This window comes from Streptomyces sp. CB01580 (assembly GCF_001905795.1).
GTDB lineage: Bacteria > Actinomycetota > Actinomycetes > Streptomycetales > Streptomycetaceae > Streptomyces.
In genome coordinates this window covers 67,646-84,567 of record NZ_LIXJ01000007.1, presented here as the reverse complement: position 1 = coordinate 84,567, position 16,922 = coordinate 67,646, and the positions used below count along the sequence as shown (strand labels likewise).

Sequence of the window (16,922 nt, the reverse complement as noted above, 5' to 3'; positions counted from 1 at the left end):
TGAACGTGATCGGCTACCCGGGCCCGAGCCGCGCCCCCGTGAACGTGATGCGGTCCAGCAGCCCCGCCGCCTCCCGGTCCAGGAGCACGGCCGAGGCGCAGCCAAACGGCAGCAGCCCCGTCTCGGTGTCCCGGAGCAGCCGGCCGACCGCCCTGCGGTGCCGGGCGAACGCGTAGCCGGAGACGCCCCGGCCGCGTTCCCGCTGCCCCTCCCGCGCGGTCCGCGGCGTGACGTCGAGCAGGAGCAGGTGGAGGCCGCGGCCCCGGCGCCGCGCGTCACGGGCCAGCCAGCGGCGTACCCAGGTCTGCGTTCCGCAGTCGTGCACGACGACGGACTCGCCGGAGCGCAGCGCCCGCCGCAGCCCCGCGTAGTGGGCGAGGCGGACGAGGGGGCGGTAGAGGGCGTACGGGAGCAGGCGCGGCATCATCCGCGCCCAGCGGTCCCGGGTGTCCTGCGAATCGATGGTGCGGACCGTGGCCGTCCGCCGGATGAGGGTGGATTTGCCGCTGCCGGGCAGCCCGGAGACCACCACCACGTCGCCCGCCGCGAACCGCAGGCCGCGCGGAGCGTGCCCGCCGCGCCGCCGCAGGTCGCGCACGAGCGGTGCGGAACGGCCGAGCACCTCCCCGGCCGGGGCTCCGGCCTGCGCGGGCATCGCGCCGTGCGCGGCCCCCGCGGTCGTCGCGTACCGCCGTAACGTCATCGCCCTCCCCCTGTCGGATGTCCGCCCATGGCCGAAGTGTAAAGAAATGGTAATGCGGCACAACCGTCCACGCCGTTGAACTGCCCCGGGGACCGGGGCCCCACTCCGGCGCGATGCGTGCGATGATGGCCCGGCCAACTGCATAACGGCCGTTTGAATCCGCGCGGGAGAGTTCCGGTCAACGCATGGGCCGGGCGCCGAAGGAGCAAGTTCCTCCCTTGAATCTCTCAGGCCCCGTACCGCGTGGATGAGGCAGATCTGAAAAGCGGGCCGCCCGGCGGCTCCACCCAAGGTGCAAGCCGAACCGGACCCTTCGGGGGCTTTCGGCGAACCTCTCAGGTTCCGATGACAGATGGGGAGGGATTGTCCTCGCCGTCATGCCCCGGGAGCCACACCATGACCACCGCACCCCGCCGTACAGCCCTCGATGCCCTGCACCGTTCGCTGGGCGCGACCATGACCGACTTCGCGGGCTGGGACATGCCGCTGCGGTACGCCAGCGAGCGCGACGAGCACAACGCGGTCCGTACCGCGGCCGGTCTCTTCGACCTGTCGCACATGGGCGAGATCACCGTCACCGGCCCCGAGGCCGCGGACTTCCTGAACTTCGCGCTGGTCGGCAACATCGGAACCGTCGCCGTCGGCCGCGCCCGCTACACGATGATCTGCGCCGAGGACGGCGGCATCCTCGACGACCTGATCGTCTACCGGCTGGGAGAGGCCGCGGCCCCCGAGTATCTGGTCGTCGCCAACGCGGGCAACGCCCAGATCGTGCTGGACGCGCTCACCGCCCGGGCCGGCGGCTTCGACACCGAGGTGCGCGACGACCGCGACGCGTACGCGCTGCTCGCCGTCCAGGGCCCCGCCTCCGTCGCCGTCCTTTCCTCGGTCACCGACGCCGACCTGGACGGTCTGAAGTACTACGCCGGGCTGCCGGGCACGGTCGCCGGTGTCCCCGCGCTGATCGCCCGTACCGGCTACACCGGCGAGGACGGCTTCGAACTGTTCGTCGCGCCCCAGCACGCCGAGGGGCTGTGGAAGGCCCTCACCGAGGCGGGCGCCCCGCACGGCCTGGTCCCCTGCGGGCTCTCCTGCCGCGACACGCTGCGCCTGGAGGCGGGCATGCCGCTCTACGGCCATGAGCTGACCACCGCGCTGACCCCGTTCGACGCCGGTCTCGGCCGGGTCGTGAAGTTCGAGAAGGAGGGCGACTTCGTCGGCCGCGAGGCCCTGGAGGCCGCCGCCGAGCGCGCCGAGACCACCCCGCCCCGCAAGCTCGTCGGGCTGGTCGCCGCGGGCCGCCGGGTACCGCGGGCCGGCTACTCCGTGGTCGTCGGCGGCGAGGTCGTCGGCGAGGTGACCTCGGGCGCCCCGTCGCCCACCCTCGGCAAGCCGATCGCCATCGCGTACGTGGACGACGCGTACGCCACGCCCGGCACCGAGGGCGTCGGGGTGGACATCCGGGGCAACCACGAACCGTACGAGGTCGTGGCGCTGCCGTTCTACAAGCGCCGGAAGTGACGCCCGGCCGGGGCGCCGGAAGAGGTGTCGGCGCCGCGTCCGGCACCCGAGCGCCCCGAAAGTGACGCAATCGCGTCTCATACCGTAAGACCACCGTTCATCAGCACTCCCCCGCGTACAGGAGAATTCAGGTCATGAGCAACCCCCAGCAGCTGCGTTACAGCAAGGAACACGAGTGGCTGTCGACCGCCGAGGACGGTGTCGCCACGGTCGGCATCACCGAGTTCGCCGCCAACGCGCTCGGTGACGTCGTCTACGCGCAGCTCCCCGCGGTCGGCGACACGGTGACCGCGGGCGAGACCTGCGGCGAGCTGGAGTCGACCAAGTCGGTGAGCGACCTGTACTCGCCGGTGACCGGCGAGATCACCGCCGCGAACCAGGACGTCGTGGACGACCCCTCGCTGGTGAACTCCGCTCCCTTCGAAGGCGGCTGGCTGTTCAAGGTACGTGTCGCGGAGGAGCCGAAGGACCTGCTCTCCGCCGACGAGTACACCGAGTTCTCCGGCAACTGAGACCCCAAGGGACCACTTGATGTCGCTTCTCAACTCCTCCCTCCACGAGCTGGACCCGGACGTCGCCGCCGCCGTCGACGCCGAGCTCCGCCGCCAGCAGTCCACCCTCGAGATGATCGCGTCGGAGAACTTCGCTCCGGTCGCGGTGATGGAGGCCCAGGGCTCCGTCCTCACCAACAAGTACGCCGAGGGCTACCCGGGCCGCCGCTACTACGGCGGCTGCGAGCACGTCGACGTCGTCGAGCAGATCGCCATCGACCGGATCAAGGCCCTGTTCGGCGCCGAGGCCGCGAACGTCCAGCCGCACTCGGGAGCGCAGGCCAACGCCGCCGCGATGTTCGCGCTGCTGAAGCCGGGCGACACGATCATGGGTCTGAACCTGGCCCACGGCGGTCACCTGACCCACGGCATGAAGATCAACTTCTCCGGCAAGCTCTACAACGTGGTCCCGTACCACGTGGGCGAAGACGGCCTCGTGGACATGGTCGAGGTCGAGCGCCTGGCCAAGGAGTCCAAGCCGAAGCTGATCGTCGCCGGCTGGTCCGCCTACCCCCGTCAGCTGGACTTCCCCGCCTTCCGCCGGATCGCGGACGAGGTCGGCGCGTACCTGATGGTCGACATGGCGCACTTCGCCGGGCTGGTGGCGGCGGGCCTGCACCCCAACCCGGTGCCGCACGCCCATGTCGTCACGACCACCACGCACAAGACCCTCGGCGGTCCGCGCGGTGGCGTCATCCTGTCGACGCAGGAGCTGGCCAAGAAGATCAACTCGGCCGTCTTCCCGGGTCAGCAGGGCGGTCCGCTGGAGCACGTGATCGCGGCCAAGGCGGTCTCGTTCAAGGTCGCGGCGACCGAGGAGTTCAAGGAGCGCCAGCAGCGCACGCTGGAGGGCGCCCGCATCCTCGCCGAGCGCCTGGTCCAGCCGGACGTCACCGAGGCCGGTGTCTCCGTGCTGTCCGGCGGCACGGACGTCCACCTGGTCCTCGTCGACCTGCGCGAATCCGAGCTGGACGGCCAGCAGGCCGAGGACCGGCTGCACGAGATCGGCATCACCGTCAACCGGAACGCCGTCCCGAACGACCCGCGGCCGCCGATGGTCACCTCGGGTCTGCGGATCGGCACGCCCGCCCTGGCCACCCGCGGTTTCGGCGCCGAGGACTTCACCGAGGTGGCGGAGATCATCGCCGCGGCGCTGAAGCCGTCGTACGACGCCGACGCCCTGAAGGCCCGTGTCGTCGCGCTGGCCGAGAAGTTCCCGCTGTACCCCGGCCTGTCGTAGGCCGGGCTCGGGCCGTACCGGAACAGTCCGGAACACGGTCCGCGGCTCTCGGGGGGGGCACCGCGCACACTGGGACAGTGAGCGCGGTGCCCCATCCCTTGTCCCCTGCTCTCCGGGCCGACCGGCCCGTACGCACCACCCGGCAGACAACGGTGTCTACCAACCCTGAGGAGTACCCGTGGCCATCTCGGTCTTCGACCTGTTCTCGATCGGCATCGGCCCGTCCAGCTCCCATACGGTCGGCCCGATGCGTGCCGCCCGTATGTTCGCGCGTCGGCTGAAGAACGAGGGGCTGATCGCCCACACCGCCTCGGTACGCGCTGAGCTGTACGGCTCCCTCGGCGCGACCGGCCACGGCCACGGCACCCCCAAGGCCGTCCTGCTCGGCCTGGAGGGCGAGTCGCCCCGCACCGTCGACGTGGAGAGTGCCGACGAGCGGGTCGAGCACATCCGCGCCACCGGCCGGATCAATCTGCTCGGCATGCACGAGATCGACTTCGACGCCGACGAGCAGCTGGTCCTGCACCGCCGCAAGGCCCTCCCCTACCACGCCAACGGCATGACGATCCTCGCCTTCGACCGCGACGGCGCGACGCTGCTGGAGAAGACGTACTACTCGGTCGGCGGCGGCTTCGTCGTGGACGAGGACGCGGTCGGCGCGGACCGGATCGTCCTCGACGACACCGTGCTGAAGCACCCCTTCCGCACCGGGGACGAACTGCTGCGGCTCTCCCGTGAGACCGGCCTGTCCATCTCCTCGCTGATGCTGGAGAACGAGAAGGCGTGGCGCACCGAGGACGAGATCCGCTCGGGTCTGCTCGACATCTGGCACGTCATGCGGGCGTGCGTCGCGCGCGGCATGTCCCGCGAGGGCATCCTGCCCGGCGGCCTCAAGGTCCGCCGCCGCGCCGCGACCACCGCCCGCCAGCTGCGCGCCGAGGGCGACCCGCAGGCCCACGCGATGGAGTGGATCACCCTCTACGCGATGGCGGTCAACGAGGAGAACGCCGCGGGCGGCCGGGTCGTCACCGCGCCCACCAACGGCGCCGCCGGGATCATCCCGGCCGTGCTGCACTACTACATGAACTTCGCGGCCGGCGGCGCCACCGAGGCGGAGAAGGAGGACGGCGTCGTCCGCTTCCTGCTGGCCGCCGGGGCCATCGGCATGCTGTTCAAGGAGAACGCCTCCATCTCCGGCGCCGAGGTCGGCTGCCAGGGCGAGGTCGGCTCCGCCTGCTCCATGGCCGCGGGCGCCCTCGCCGAGGTCCTCGGCGGCACCCCCGAGCAGGTCGAGAACGCCGCCGAGATCGGCATGGAGCACAATCTCGGCCTGACCTGCGACCCGGTCGGCGGCCTCGTCCAGATCCCGTGCATCGAACGCAACGGCATGGCCGCGGTCAAGGCCGTCACGGCGGCGAAGATGGCGCTGCGCGGCGACGGCAGCCACAAGGTCTCCCTGGACAAGGTCATCAAGACCATGAAGGAGACCGGCGCGGACATGAGCGTGAAGTACAAGGAGACGGCCCGGGGCGGGCTGGCGGTGAACATCATCGAGTGCTGAGGGGCGGGCCCTGATCAGCGCGTTCGCCTCTCTCAGCGCTGTCAGGGCCTTCCTCGTCACCGCCCGGCCGTCGGCGGGCGGTCACCCGGCTGGTCGCTTCTCCAGCCAGTCGGCCATCTCGGGCAGCGCCTCGATCTGCACATCGGTGTGATCGGCGCCCTGTTGCGGACTGGCGGCCGGCTCGTGCTCGCGGGCGCCACCAGCGGCTCCCTCGCGGCGACCGATCTCGCCCGGCTCTTCCACCGGCGGCTCACCGTGGTGGGCTGCACGCCGGGGACGCAGGCGCGGCCGGCGCGGCCACCTTGTGTGCGCGGGGCGGTCCCAAATCCTTCGTCGACCGAGTGCTGCTCCTGGCCGGGGCCCGGGAGGGATTCCGGGCCATGGTGCGGGGCGAACTGTACGGGAAGGCTGTGCTGGTCCCGTAACGGCCGGCGGCTCACCCGGTGGCGGTGACCGTCGTCAGCAGGACCCACACCTCGTCCGCCACCTCCTGGGCCGGGCGCGGCGTGTCCTCCTCCAGCCAGGCCGCGACGGCACCGAGGAGCGCGCCGGACAGGAACGCCGCGCGCGCGGCCGGCGCCACGACGAGGCGCCCCTTGCCCGAGGGAGAGGGGACGTCGAGATCGACGAGTTCCTTCGTGATCTGTTCGGTCACCGCGGTCCGGACGCGGTAGGCCAGCCGGGCGCTGCCGTCCGGGCCGAACAGCACGCGGTAGAGCCGGATGTTCTCGTGGAAGTACGCGAAGAAGCCGACCAGCGGCTCCGGAGTGCCCACCACATCGTCCGTGAAGTGTGTGGGACAGCACTGGGCGGCACGGTGCGCGGCCTCGGAGACGGACTCGTCCACCGCGGCGAGCAAGGCGTCGTCCCGGTCCTTGTAGTGCAGGTAGAAGGTGGCTCTGCCGATTCCGGCCCGCTGGGTGATGTCGGCGATCGTGATCGACTCCAGATCGCGCTCCCCCACCAGGTCGAGGACCGCGTTCTGCAGTGCCTGCTCACTGCGGCGCACCCGAGGATCAACTGCCCGGGTACCGGCCTGCTTCGCCCCCACGAACCCTCCCTCTCGCCTGTTCCACCGTCATGGTCTCCGCGTCGCCACCGTGACCATACATCCTAGACGAATGTCCATTATTAGACAGCTGCACATTATTGGACTAGTGTCTAGCATCTTGCGACGGTTCTCGCCTGTCGGGCAGGCACGATCTGCTCGATTCGAGCCTCGGGAGAGACTGAGAAGGAGGCAGCGGTGATTGTCGAAGTCTGGTCGGACGTGGTGTGCCCGTGGTGCTACCTGGGCAAGCGGCGCCTCGACCGCGCTGTACGCCGGTGGCAGGAGCAGGGCGGGGAGCCGCTCACCGTGGTACTGCGCCCCTTCCAGCTCGCCCCGGCCGCCCCCCTGGAGAGCCGGCCGCTCACTGCCGAACAGCCGGCCTCGATCGAGGCGTCCGTCCAGCACACTCCGGAGACGACCTCGGGCTGCCTCACCGAGATCGCCCGGGACCACGGGCCGGACTTCACCTGGCGGCCCGCCTGGTCCCCGAACACCTTCCAGGCGCACCGCCTGCTGTCCCTCGCTCTGGAACAGGGGGGCCCTGATCTCCAGTGGCAACTGTCGGAGCAGCTCTTTCGCGCGCACTTCGGGGCGGGCGAGGACCTGGGCGACCGCTCGGTGCTCGCCGCGGTCGCCGAGCGCGCCGGAGTGAGCGGTGCCGCCGACTTCCTGGCCGGCGGACGACTCACCGGCGCGGTGCGCAGCGCGCTCACCGAGGGCGTGGTCTCGGGCGTACGTACCGCCCCCACCTTCGTCGTCCGGGGCCGGGCGCTGGCCGGCGCCCAGTCGGTGCGGGCACTCCTGGACCACTTCGGCGCCGCAGCCGAGGCGGCGGACGCCGAGGGAGACGAGGGCGTACGGCGCTACCGCCTCGCCCGCGCCATGCTCGACGTCGGCGACCCGCTCAGCGCCGCCGACACCCTCCGCCCCCTGCTGAACGACCGACAGGTCCCGGCGGACGTCCGGCTGCTCGCCGCCCGCGCCTACTTCGCTTCCGCCCAACTCGAATCCGCGAAAAGAGAGTTGGAAGTCTTCCTGGACGCCCAGCCGACGGACGACTTCGCACACTTCCTGCTCGGCCGCACCTTCGAGCGGCTCGGCCAGGACGGTGCGGCGCTGCGCGCCTACCGTCTCGCCTGCGCGCTCGGCACCGCCCCCCAGTACCGCACCGCCGTCGACCGCCTCGCCGGCGCGGTCCCGTGACCGTCGCGCCCGCCGCGCCGTCGACCCTCTCCCGGCGCCTCCCCACCTCCGATCCCCAGAGGAAGACTTCATGTAACCCGACGTACCGAACTCCCCGGATTCCTCCCCTTCCGCCCTTTCCCCTGCCCCGTTCACACCTGCCCCTCTCACTGACAGTGAGATCGACCGCCAAGGCACGCTCCGCATGCCGGGAAACGACGGGCGCCCGCTCGGTGACCAGTTACGCCCGGCCCACTGCGCAGGCACCGGCCGAAGCAGCACCGGAGCCGGGCACCGTGGTGATCGTCGAGGTGGGCGCGCTGCGCGGCGAGGCCGGGCTCAACCCGCCGCTCGCGGTGTGGCTGCTCGGCCAGGCCGGTCCGTCCAGCGACGAGGTCATGGCCCTCAACACCAGTGCCACGTACATCGGTACGTCGGTCGGCGGCGTCCTCGGCGGTCTCCTGCTCTCCGGGGTGGGCCCCACCGCGCTGCCGGTGCTCGCAGTCGTCGAGACGACCGTGGTCGTCCTGCTCATCGCCACCGCCCGGACGCCGACGGCCGACGCGCCCCGGCAGCCGTCCGCGACGGAGCGGAGGGCTCCGCCCAGTCCTCGGTCCGACGGCAGCGGGACGGTACTGCCGCGTACGGCAGAACGCGTCGCATGGGCCCCTCTCGCCCGCCGGTCGCGACCGGGCCCGGCAGGCCGTTCGGACCGCGGGCGTTCCGGTCCCGGCAGGGCGGTCCTCAGCGGCGTCGGCCTCACGTCCCCTCTCCTTCCCCCTCCCCCTCCCCCTCTCCCGCTGCCCGGTCACCGGTCACGGGACCGGCGCCGTCCCCCAGGCCGCGAGGAGGGCCGCCGCCGAGCGGGCCAGGGGGTCGTCGCCGTGGCCGAGGCGTTCGGCGGCGCGCAGGACGTCCGTCAGGACGGCCGGGTCGTGGGCCCGGACGGCGAGGGCGAGCAGGGGGCCGAGGCACGCTGCCGGTTCCGCCCGTGCGGCGGGCGGCGCGTCCCGGGCCGCTTCGGTCTCCGTCCGCAGCCACCGCCGGATCTCCTCGGGGTGCGCGCGGGGCAGCGGGAGTCCGGTGGGTTCCGTGAGACCCGCAAGGTCTGAGGGGTCCGAGAGGCCCACGGGCTCTGTGAGGGCCACGGGGTCCGAGGGCCACGGCACCGTGCGCGGCTTTCGCGCGGCGGCGAGGGCCGCGGCGAGCGTGGTGTGGTAGCAGGTACCGAAGAGATACGCGGCGGCCTTGTCCCCCGCCAGCCCGGCCAGGACCTCGGGGCGGTGCACCGGACCGGGCACGGCGCCGTCCGGGCGCTGGGCGGCAGCCAGCGCGTTCCAACCGGCCCGGCGCCACAGGCCCGAGCCCGGTCCGGTACTCGCACCAGGAACAGGAACGAGGTCCGGCCCTGGTTTCGCGGCCGGGCCCATGCCCGGATCCGTGCCCCGACCGAGTCGGGGAACGTGCCCGTCCTCCCGGCACGCGTCCAGCGCCGCCTCGCACAGCAGCAGTTCCGCCAGGAGGTCCAGGCTCCCCCGGGCCAGGTGGACGCCGAGCAGCACCCGTACGATCTCGCGCACCCGCGCCACCGACTCGCCCCGGCAGGGCAGGCGGTTGTGGTGGCCGAAGTCCGTCGCGTAAAGGAGGACATGGGTGAGCGCGTAGGTCTCGTCGCCCGTCAGCTGAAGGACGTCCGCTCCCCTGGCGGCGATGCTCTGGCGGTAGAGCGGGCCGAGGCCGGGCAGCGGACCGGGGGCCGTGAAACCGCCGCGGTCGACGAAATAGCGCAGCTCGATCCTGGAGAGGACCGGCTTGTACGGTCGGCAGTGGCCGCCCGCGTCCGCCGTGAGCAGCGCCTGGCAGGACGCGCGCAGCGTGGGCTGCGGGCGGCCGAGGAGTTCCAGGAGCGCGGTCAGGTTGAGGTGGTACGGGAAGAACGCGTCGCCGCGTCGCAGACCGCGCCCGAACTCCGGCTCGTGGATGGTCTCCTCCGCCAGGTCGAGGGCCCGGGAGGGCAGGGGCGCGGTGACGGGAACGATGCCCGAGCGGCCCAGCACCCGTACCAGTCCGAGCAGTTCGAGGAGCGGACCGGGCCGGAAGGGGCGGCGGGGCAGGAACTCCTCCCAGCGCCCCGGAGCGAACCAGTCCAGCCGCGCCTCGATCCATTCCAGCGCTCCCGCCAGCACCTGACGGGCCGCCTCCTCCTCGGCCAGGAACACCTCGCCCACGCGCCCGGCGTGTGCGGGGAGCGCGGGCCAGTACGCCTCGTCGGCCGCGCCGTTCACCGCCCGCTCCGCAGCCGCAGCACCGTCATGGCGACGGCCAGGATCGCGGCGAGCGCGCCCAGGTCCGCCCAGCGCGGCAGCAGACCCCCGCCGCCGAGCAGGGTCTGCCGGGCCAGGTCGACGGCGTACGTCATGGGGTTGATGTGCATGATCCAGCCGAGCCAGGCCGGGACGTCCTGCGGGCTGAAGACCGAACCGGAGAGGAACAGCATGGGGAACATGGCGAGTTGGACGGTGGCCTGGAGCGTCTGCACGCGGGTGATGACGGTGGCCAGACAGAGGCCGATGACGCTGAACACGGTGGCGGCCAGCGCGTAGCAGCCGAGCGCGGCGGTGAACCGGCCCGCCGTCAGGTCCACGCCCATCAGCGGGGCGAAGGCGAGCATCACCGTGCTCTGCGCCGTCACCGTCCCCGCCCCGGCGACGACCTTCCCCAACGGCAGGCAGACCGGGGGCACGGGTGCGACGAGGAGTTCGCGCAGCACCCCGTACTCGCGGTCCCAGGCGTACGTCTGTCCGGAGGCGACGCCGATCGACACCACCTGGATGGCGATGATGCCGGGGAAGACGTAGGCGCTGAACGGTACGTCACCGACCGAACCGATCATTCCGTCGAAGCCGACGGCGTAGACCAGGACGAAGAAGAGGATCTGGGCGCCCTGACTGATCAGCACACCCGGCCGTTTGGCCTGCCGCAGCAGATCACGGTGGGCGATGACACCGACGGCGCGCAGCGCCACCCGCAGCCGGCCGTCGTCGTCCGCGGGGCCGGGCGGGGCGCACGCCGGGGCGGGAGCGGGGGCGTTCGTCGCGGTCATGGCGTGACCGCCTCCTCCGGACGCCGGGGCGCCTCGCCCGGCCCGGCCGCCGCGTCCTCCCCGGCCACCGCCAGGTAGACGTCGTTCATGGACGGGTGGTGCACGGAGACCGCCAGAACCGGGACGTCCAGCGCCCGCACCACCTCCGCGATCCGGGCCTCGGGATCGGGGCAGTGCACCGCGACCCCGCCGGGTTCGATCAGCGGCTCGAAACCGGCCGCGCGCAACTGCTGGGCGGCGGCCTCGTCGTCCGCGCAGCCGACCACGAGGCGGGACGACTCCAGGCCGCCCTTGAGCCGGTCGACGCTGCCCTGCCGCACGACCCGGCCGCGGCGCAGGATGACGATCTCGTCGGCGTACTCCGCCTCGTCCATGTAGTGCGTCGCGTACAGGACGGTGACCCCCAACTCGTCGCGCAGGCGCAGCAGATCGGACCAGACGGTGGCGCGGGCGGTGGGATCGAGGCCGTTGGTGGGCTCGTCCAGGACGATCAGCCCGGGCCGGTGCAGCAGCGCACGAGCGATCTCGACGCGTCTGGCCAGTCCGCCGGAGAGCTCCTCGACCGGCTGTCGGCGGCGGTGGGCGAGGCCGAACAGGTCCAGCAGCAGGCTGATCCGGGCCCGGGCGTCGGCCCGTTTCATGCCGTACAGCCGGGCATGGAACCACAGGTTCCGTTCGACGGAGAGCTCCTTGTCCAGGGTGCGTTCCTGGAAGACGAACCCGAGGCGGCGCCGCGCGGCCGTCGGTGAGTCGCGGACGTCGTGGCCGAAGACGCGGACCGTGCCCGCGTCGGGCCGGGCGGCCGTCGACACGACTCCCAACAGGCTCGACTTCCCCGCTCCGTTGGGGCCGAGCAGGGCGGTGACACGGCCCGGCGGCGAGCTGATCGACACCCCGTGCACGGCGGTCACCCTGCCGTGGCGTACGACGAGATCGCTGATCTCGAAGGCCGGTGTCGCGGCCTCGTACTGAGTCGTCGGCGGCCGGGCGGTCATGCCAGCCCCAACGTGCGGTCCCACGGCAGCGGCCCGTCGCCGACGGGCAGCAGCGCGAGGGCGACGCCCGCCGCACCCTCCAGCATGCCCGCGGTGTCGACGGCGCGGTGGGGTACGGGCGAACGGGCGGCGGCCGGGAAGCGCATGAGGTGGCGGAACGCGAACGGCGCGCTCTCGTCGACGAGTTCCAGCACCTTGCCGGCCAGACGCCGATGCCCGGCACACAGGTCGGGGTCGCCGGTCGCCTCGGCGATCCGGGCCACGACACGCAGCAGGCCCGCGTATCCGTGGCAGACGGTGGGCCCCTCGATCGCCCACCGCGACTGCTCGCGGCGCAGCGCGGCCCGCAGCGCGTCGACGGCGGCGGTGCGCCAGTCGGGCCGGTCCAGGGCGGTCCCGGCCCGGAACAGCGCGGCGGCGACGCCGGGGGTGCCGTAGCACCATGCCGTGCGGGTGAACAGCTGTCGCGGGCGGTGCCGCGCGATCTCCTCGTCCCAGCCCGCGCGGGCGGGCCAGTACGGACCGGAGTCGTCGCTCAGCGTCCAGCCCAGCAACCAGTCGGCGACGCGCCGGACGGCGTCGCACAGCTCCGGGGAACCGTGTCCGGCTTCGTACGCGGTGCTGAGCACGGCGAGCGGTCCGGCGATGCCGTGCGCCATGCCGAGGTTGAAGTCCCCGCGCGGGTACGTCTCGCGGTCCCGGGCGCTGATCTGGAGGCCGGCGGGCACCCACCAGCCGGGGACCCGGTGGCCGTCGGCACGGACCGGCGCGGTGAGGTCGACGAGGTGGCGCAGGGACGCGGCGAGCGCCGCTTCGACGGTGGAGCCGTTCTCGGCCGGGTCGGCGACCGCGTCCAGGAGCAGTCTGGTCGTCCCCGACACCCCGTTGATCAGGTCGTACGCGGCCCAGTCGACACCGGGTCCGCTCTCCCGCGCGCGGGCACGGAAGACCCGCAGCCGTTCGGTCTGGTCCTCGGCCACCCAGGCGGCGAGCCCCCGCCGCAGCGAGCGGTAGTGGCCCTCGGGCCCCGCGCAGGTCTGCGCGGCGGCGAGCAGCGCTGCCGGTCCCGAGAACAGGCCCCGGCTCGGCGCGGTCGCCATGGCGCGCCCGGCGGCCACGAGGTGACGGTGGGCGACCTGTCGCCGGGCTTCGTCGGTACGGGCCAGTTCGCCGTGGAGGAGGGCGGTGCCCGGCAGTCCGTTGGCGAGCGTCAGCGGCCCCCACATGACGGCGTCGTAGACGGGGTCGCGGTTGTCGTCCCGCGAGGCGACCGCCGCGACGTGTTCCGGGTCGGCGAGCCGCTCGGCGACGAGACCGACGACCGCGTCGACGTCGGGGGCCGGGGGGTCTCCTGGGACGGCGCGGGCCGGGCCCGAAGCGGCGCGGGAGGGTGGGTCGGGGCGGGTGCTGGTGGAGCTCACTGCTGGTGCCTCCGGCGGTTGGCGTGATCCTGGACGGCGCCGCGGGCGATGCCGAGCACGGTCGTTTCGCGGGCGCCGGAGCCGCCGAACAGGCGGTTGCACACCATGTGCAGCAGACTTCCGACGACCCGTCCCTCGGGCGTCTCCCCCGCCGCCCGCACGCACGCGGCGAGCCGTCCCACCGCCCGGTCGCGCGGGCGCAGCGCGTCGAGGACACGGGCGCCGGCCGGGTCGCGCGCGAGGGAGGGCCAGCCGTCGTAGGGGTCGACGAGTTCACGCCAGCGCGCGCTCCGGGCGCGGAAGGCCCCGGGAAGGTCGCGGCGCGAACCGGTCATGGAGAGCCAGGTCGCGGCGGCGTCGTCGCCGTACCCCTCGGCTGTCTTCGGGCCGCCGGGCACGGGCGTCCCGAACGCGTGGGCCAGCGCGGCGCAGGAGAGGACGGCGAGATCGTCGACGTCGTAGCCGTTCGTGGGGTCCTTGGCCACGCGCAGCAGCGCGACGGCGGCCTCGCTGTCGTACCGGAACACGTCCTCGGCCGGGCGCCTGGCGGCGGGGCCGCCGTAGCGCTCGGTCTCCGGGTCGTACTGGTCGAGGCTGTGGCCGCGCACCACCCCGTCCCGCTGCCAGGTCCGCAGCAGCGCGCCGAGCGCCGGGACGGCCTTGCCCCACAGGGCCTCGGGACATGAGCCGTGCAGCCGCAGCCGCAGGTGGTGGCCGTGGTCGTCGGTGTACCGGACGAAGAACCAGCGGTCGGCTCCGTGCCGCCCGGCCAGCTCGACCAGTGCGGGCACGTACTCGCGCAGCAGATCGTCGTGGGCGCGGGCCGATCCGCGCAGCTTGAGGTAGAGCCATTCGCCACCGAGTCCGTGGACCGTGCGCAGAGTACGGGGCGCGTACGAGGTGCGGAGGGCGTACGAGGGGTGGGACGGGCCCGGGGCGCGGGGCGGGGTGTGCGGAGTACAAGGAGAATCCGGGGTGCGCGGGGCGCTCGCGGCGGGCGAGGGCGGTGCGCCCGGCGCGCGGCTCTCGGCGCGACCGCTCCGCACGGGGTCGCGGCTTCCGGCGTACGGGCGGCACAGGGGGCGACCGGCGGCCCGGCGGGTCATCGGGACGACGAGTTCGACGACGTGCCCGGCGAGCGGACTGTCCAACCAGTCCTCGTGCTCCCCGGGGACCTCCTGGGCGATGAGGTCCGAATGGCGCACCAACTGGTCGAGCAGCAGTTCCCGATGCCAGACGTCGTCGAGGTCGAGCAGCAGCCGCTGGTCGGCGGTGACCGCGAGGATCCGGCTCGGCACGTCCCAGTCGGCCCGCCAGCCGGCCACGGCACGCGCCCAGTCGGCGGTGCGTTCTCCGTCGTCCCTCGTCCGCAGGTCACGGGCCCGCGCCCGGATCCCGTCCGGCCGCCAGACCGCAGAGGCCAGCACGAACCGCCCGTGCCGCACCCGGGGGACGAACGGCGCGTCGGCGAACGGGCCCCAGTTCCAGGGCTCCCAGAGCCGCTGCCCCTCCAGCCCGATCTCCCACAGCAGGCGGACGGCGTTCGGGGCCTGGGCGGGGGCACTGACCATGTTGCCGAGCACGGGCACGATCTCGCGGCCGGTGGGCATGTGCACGGCGGTCAGCCGGTCGAGGGTGGCGCCGACGCCGATGTCGGCCAGGCGCAGTTCCTCCGTGCCGGGCGCGTCGGGCAGGCCCACACCGATGCGACGCCCGGTGGCCGGGACGGTGTGGGCCAGGTTGGCGGCCCGGCCCGAGCGCGGCCGGAAGGCGAGGTCGACGGCGACGGCGCCCTGGACGTGCACCGGGTTGTCGCGGTGCAGCGCCGCGAACTCGGCCTCCCAGGAGGGGTGCTGGTCGGCGAACCGGGCGAAGGTGGAACCGGCCCGGTGCGATCCGGGCGAGGGCGAGAGGAAGACCAGGAAGTCCCCCGCGTCCAGCGCCGCCGCCGAGGAGGCGACGACCTGCACCGTCACCTCGCAGGAGTTGGGCACGTCCGCGGGGTCGGCCGCGTCGTGGCACAGCTCGTCGAGATCCGCGTCGTCGAGGACCACTTCGCGCCGTCCGGTCCGCTGCGCGACGGCCACGAGCCGGGCCACGGCGCGGTTCCTGCGGGCGGTACGCGGCCCCTCGTACGCCTCCGGCGGTACGGGCGCCGCCTCGCTGTTGGGCCAGCCGTAGCCCTCGGGGGCGCCGAGTCCGGTCGACGGGTCGAGGAGTTCCAGGACGGGCACCACGCGGTCGGCCCCGTAGACGTCGAGGAAGCGGCGGTGGTGGTCGCGCAGCGCGAGGAGGCCGAGCTTGGGGCGGGACAGCCGCCACATCACCCCGGCGGCGGTCTCGATCTCGTCGCGCACCGCGTACGGCAGCCGCACATCGACGTCGAGGCGGGTGTCGACGTGCAGGGGTGTGTCGTCGGGCTCCACCGACCGCGCGGTGCTCAGCAGCCTGCCCAGCTCCTCCCGTCCGGCGCCGACGGTCCGGGCGTCGTACGCCTTCCTCAGCTCCTCCACGGCCAGCAGCGCGTCACGCGTCCGAAGGGTCTCCCCGGACGGTTCGGCGACCCCGGCGAGCAGTCCGATGACGTGGTGCAGCGGGTCGCCGCCGTCCAGTGGCGGGCGCAGTCCGGTCAGGAGGATCTCCTGCCGCACCAGTTCGGCGAGCAGACCGCGCACTCGTTCCGGGGACGCCCCGGGGAACGCGTCGGTGGTGCGCCGGAGCAGTTCCCCGTACGGCAGGGGGGTCATGGCCTCGGTCACGACCCGTTCGACGACCGCGGTCCTGCGCACGGACACGGTGGAACGGCCCTCGCCACCCTCGCCCGGGGGCACGCCCTGCGTGGAGGGGGCGGTCAGAACGAGGCGGTCCCCGCGCGCGACGAGGGCCTGGTGCGCCTGGACGGTGAGCGTGGACAGCACGGCGGGATCGCGTTCCAGTCGGTGGCCGATCCTGGTGAGCCACTGCATGTCGGCATGGGTGCGGGTGCGGTGGGCCGTGCCGCTTCCGGACTCGGCGGTGGTGTCGAACCGGCCGCGGGCCACGCCCGCGAACAGGCCGAACGGAGTGGGCCGGGTCCGCATCCTGATGTCGTAGCGGAGCACGGCGAGCGCGGCCCGGCGCAGCTGCCCGGGCCTGATGCCGTCGGGGCCGTGCTCGCAGACGCGACGCACCAGGGCGCCGAGGCTGGGCGAGGCGAGATCGAGCGCCTCGCCGAGAACGGTGTCCACGGCGGCCGAGGCGAGGAGCCGGGCACAGGCATCGAGGGACCGGGGGTCTCCCCCGGTGGGTGCCCGCAGGCCGCTCCGAGCCTCGGTCCGCGCCCCGGACGGAGGCGTCGGCGGCGCCAGCGGCGCGCGGTACAGGAAGACGTCCTTCGCCTCGAACGGTGCCGCGGGCGACGCCCTGGCCGACGTCCTCGTCGATGCCCGCACCGACGTCCGGGGCTCGTTCTCGGACCGCGTCCCGGGCGTCGCACCGAACGGTGGCGGTGTCCCGTGCGGTGTCTCGGGCCGTTCCCTCACCGTGCTCCCCCTTCTCGTTACCGTCCGGGCGGGCCCGGGGACGGTCCGTGGGGCCGCGACGTCGTCCCGCACG

Annotated in this window: 14 protein-coding genes and 1 riboswitch; of the genes, 5 read left to right on the top strand and 9 right to left on the bottom strand. The window is 73.3% G+C overall.

Annotated elements, in window-relative coordinates:
• Positions 1–13 precede the first annotated feature (13 nt).
• Positions 14–703, bottom strand: a complete 690-nt coding sequence (locus tag AMK22_RS13225; RefSeq protein WP_073784643.1) for an AAA family ATPase — start codon at positions 701–703, stop codon at positions 14–16.
• A 154-nt stretch (positions 704–857) separates the two neighbouring features.
• Positions 858–955: riboswitch (glycine riboswitch) on the top strand.
• 144 nt (positions 956–1,099) lie between these two features.
• Between AMK22_RS13225 and gcvT the strand changes: the two genes are divergently transcribed.
• The 4 genes from gcvT to AMK22_RS13205 all read left to right on the top strand — a co-directional run bounded on the left by gcvT (position 1,100) and on the right by AMK22_RS13205 (position 5,576).
• Positions 1,100–2,224, top strand: a complete 1,125-nt coding sequence (gene gcvT / locus AMK22_RS13220) for a glycine cleavage system aminomethyltransferase GcvT (RefSeq protein ID WP_073784641.1) — start codon at positions 1,100–1,102, stop codon at positions 2,222–2,224.
• Between the two features lie 134 nt (positions 2,225–2,358).
• A complete protein-coding gene (gene gcvH, locus AMK22_RS13215; RefSeq protein ID WP_073784639.1) occupies positions 2,359–2,736 on the top strand; it encodes a glycine cleavage system protein GcvH in 378 nt (125 codons plus the stop codon).
• Between the two features lie 19 nt (positions 2,737–2,755).
• Complete coding sequence (gene glyA, locus AMK22_RS13210) at positions 2,756–4,015, top strand: serine hydroxymethyltransferase (RefSeq protein ID WP_073784637.1); 1,260 nt, start codon at positions 2,756–2,758, stop codon at positions 4,013–4,015.
• 178 nt (positions 4,016–4,193) lie between these two features.
• On the top strand, positions 4,194–5,576 hold the full coding sequence (locus AMK22_RS13205; RefSeq protein ID WP_073784635.1) for an L-serine ammonia-lyase: 1,383 nt from the start codon (positions 4,194–4,196) through the stop codon (positions 5,574–5,576).
• 81 nt (positions 5,577–5,657) lie between these two features.
• Here AMK22_RS13205 and AMK22_RS39500 read toward each other — a convergent pair whose 3' ends face one another.
• Both AMK22_RS39500 and AMK22_RS13200 read right to left on the bottom strand, forming a co-directional pair.
• Positions 5,658–5,819 carry a hypothetical protein gene (locus AMK22_RS39500; RefSeq protein WP_158072047.1) on the bottom strand — a complete coding sequence of 54 codons (162 nt, stop codon included), beginning with the start codon at positions 5,817–5,819 and terminating at the stop codon, positions 5,658–5,660.
• 193 nt (positions 5,820–6,012) lie between these two features.
• Positions 6,013–6,627 carry a TetR/AcrR family transcriptional regulator gene (locus tag AMK22_RS13200; RefSeq protein WP_073784633.1) on the bottom strand — a complete coding sequence of 205 codons (615 nt, stop codon included), beginning with the start codon at positions 6,625–6,627 and terminating at the stop codon, positions 6,013–6,015.
• A 195-nt stretch (positions 6,628–6,822) separates the two neighbouring features.
• Between AMK22_RS13200 and AMK22_RS13195 the strand changes: the two genes are divergently transcribed.
• Positions 6,823–7,830, top strand: coding sequence for a DsbA family protein (locus AMK22_RS13195; RefSeq protein ID WP_073784631.1), 1,008 nt, complete (start codon positions 6,823–6,825; stop codon positions 7,828–7,830).
• 220 nt (positions 7,831–8,050) lie between these two features.
• Here AMK22_RS13195 and AMK22_RS39150 read toward each other — a convergent pair whose 3' ends face one another.
• The 6 genes from AMK22_RS39150 to AMK22_RS13165 form a co-directional block, all read right to left on the bottom strand.
• Positions 8,051–8,344, bottom strand: a complete 294-nt coding sequence (locus AMK22_RS39150) for a hypothetical protein (RefSeq protein WP_143203557.1) — start codon at positions 8,342–8,344, stop codon at positions 8,051–8,053.
• Between the two features lie 280 nt (positions 8,345–8,624).
• Positions 8,625–10,094 carry a DUF6895 family protein gene (locus tag AMK22_RS13185; RefSeq protein WP_073784627.1) on the bottom strand — a complete coding sequence of 490 codons (1,470 nt, stop codon included), beginning with the start codon at positions 10,092–10,094 and terminating at the stop codon, positions 8,625–8,627.
• Positions 10,091–10,912, bottom strand: a complete 822-nt coding sequence (locus AMK22_RS13180; protein ID WP_073784625.1) for an ABC transporter permease — start codon at positions 10,910–10,912, stop codon at positions 10,091–10,093. The genes AMK22_RS13185 and AMK22_RS13180 overlap by 4 nt, the downstream gene beginning before the upstream one ends.
• The gene (locus AMK22_RS13175) at positions 10,909–11,907 is read right to left on the bottom strand and encodes an ABC transporter ATP-binding protein (RefSeq protein WP_073784623.1); all 999 of its coding nucleotides are present in this window, start codon (positions 11,905–11,907) and stop codon (positions 10,909–10,911) included. The genes AMK22_RS13180 and AMK22_RS13175 overlap by 4 nt, the downstream gene beginning before the upstream one ends.
• Complete coding sequence (locus AMK22_RS13170; RefSeq protein ID WP_079186126.1) at positions 11,904–13,328, bottom strand: lanthionine synthetase C family protein; 1,425 nt, start codon at positions 13,326–13,328, stop codon at positions 11,904–11,906. The genes AMK22_RS13175 and AMK22_RS13170 overlap by 4 nt, the downstream gene beginning before the upstream one ends.
• The gene (locus tag AMK22_RS13165; RefSeq protein WP_073784621.1) at positions 13,325–16,759 is read right to left on the bottom strand and encodes a lantibiotic dehydratase; all 3,435 of its coding nucleotides are present in this window, start codon (positions 16,757–16,759) and stop codon (positions 13,325–13,327) included. The genes AMK22_RS13170 and AMK22_RS13165 overlap by 4 nt, the downstream gene beginning before the upstream one ends.
• Positions 16,760–16,922 lie beyond the last annotated feature (163 nt).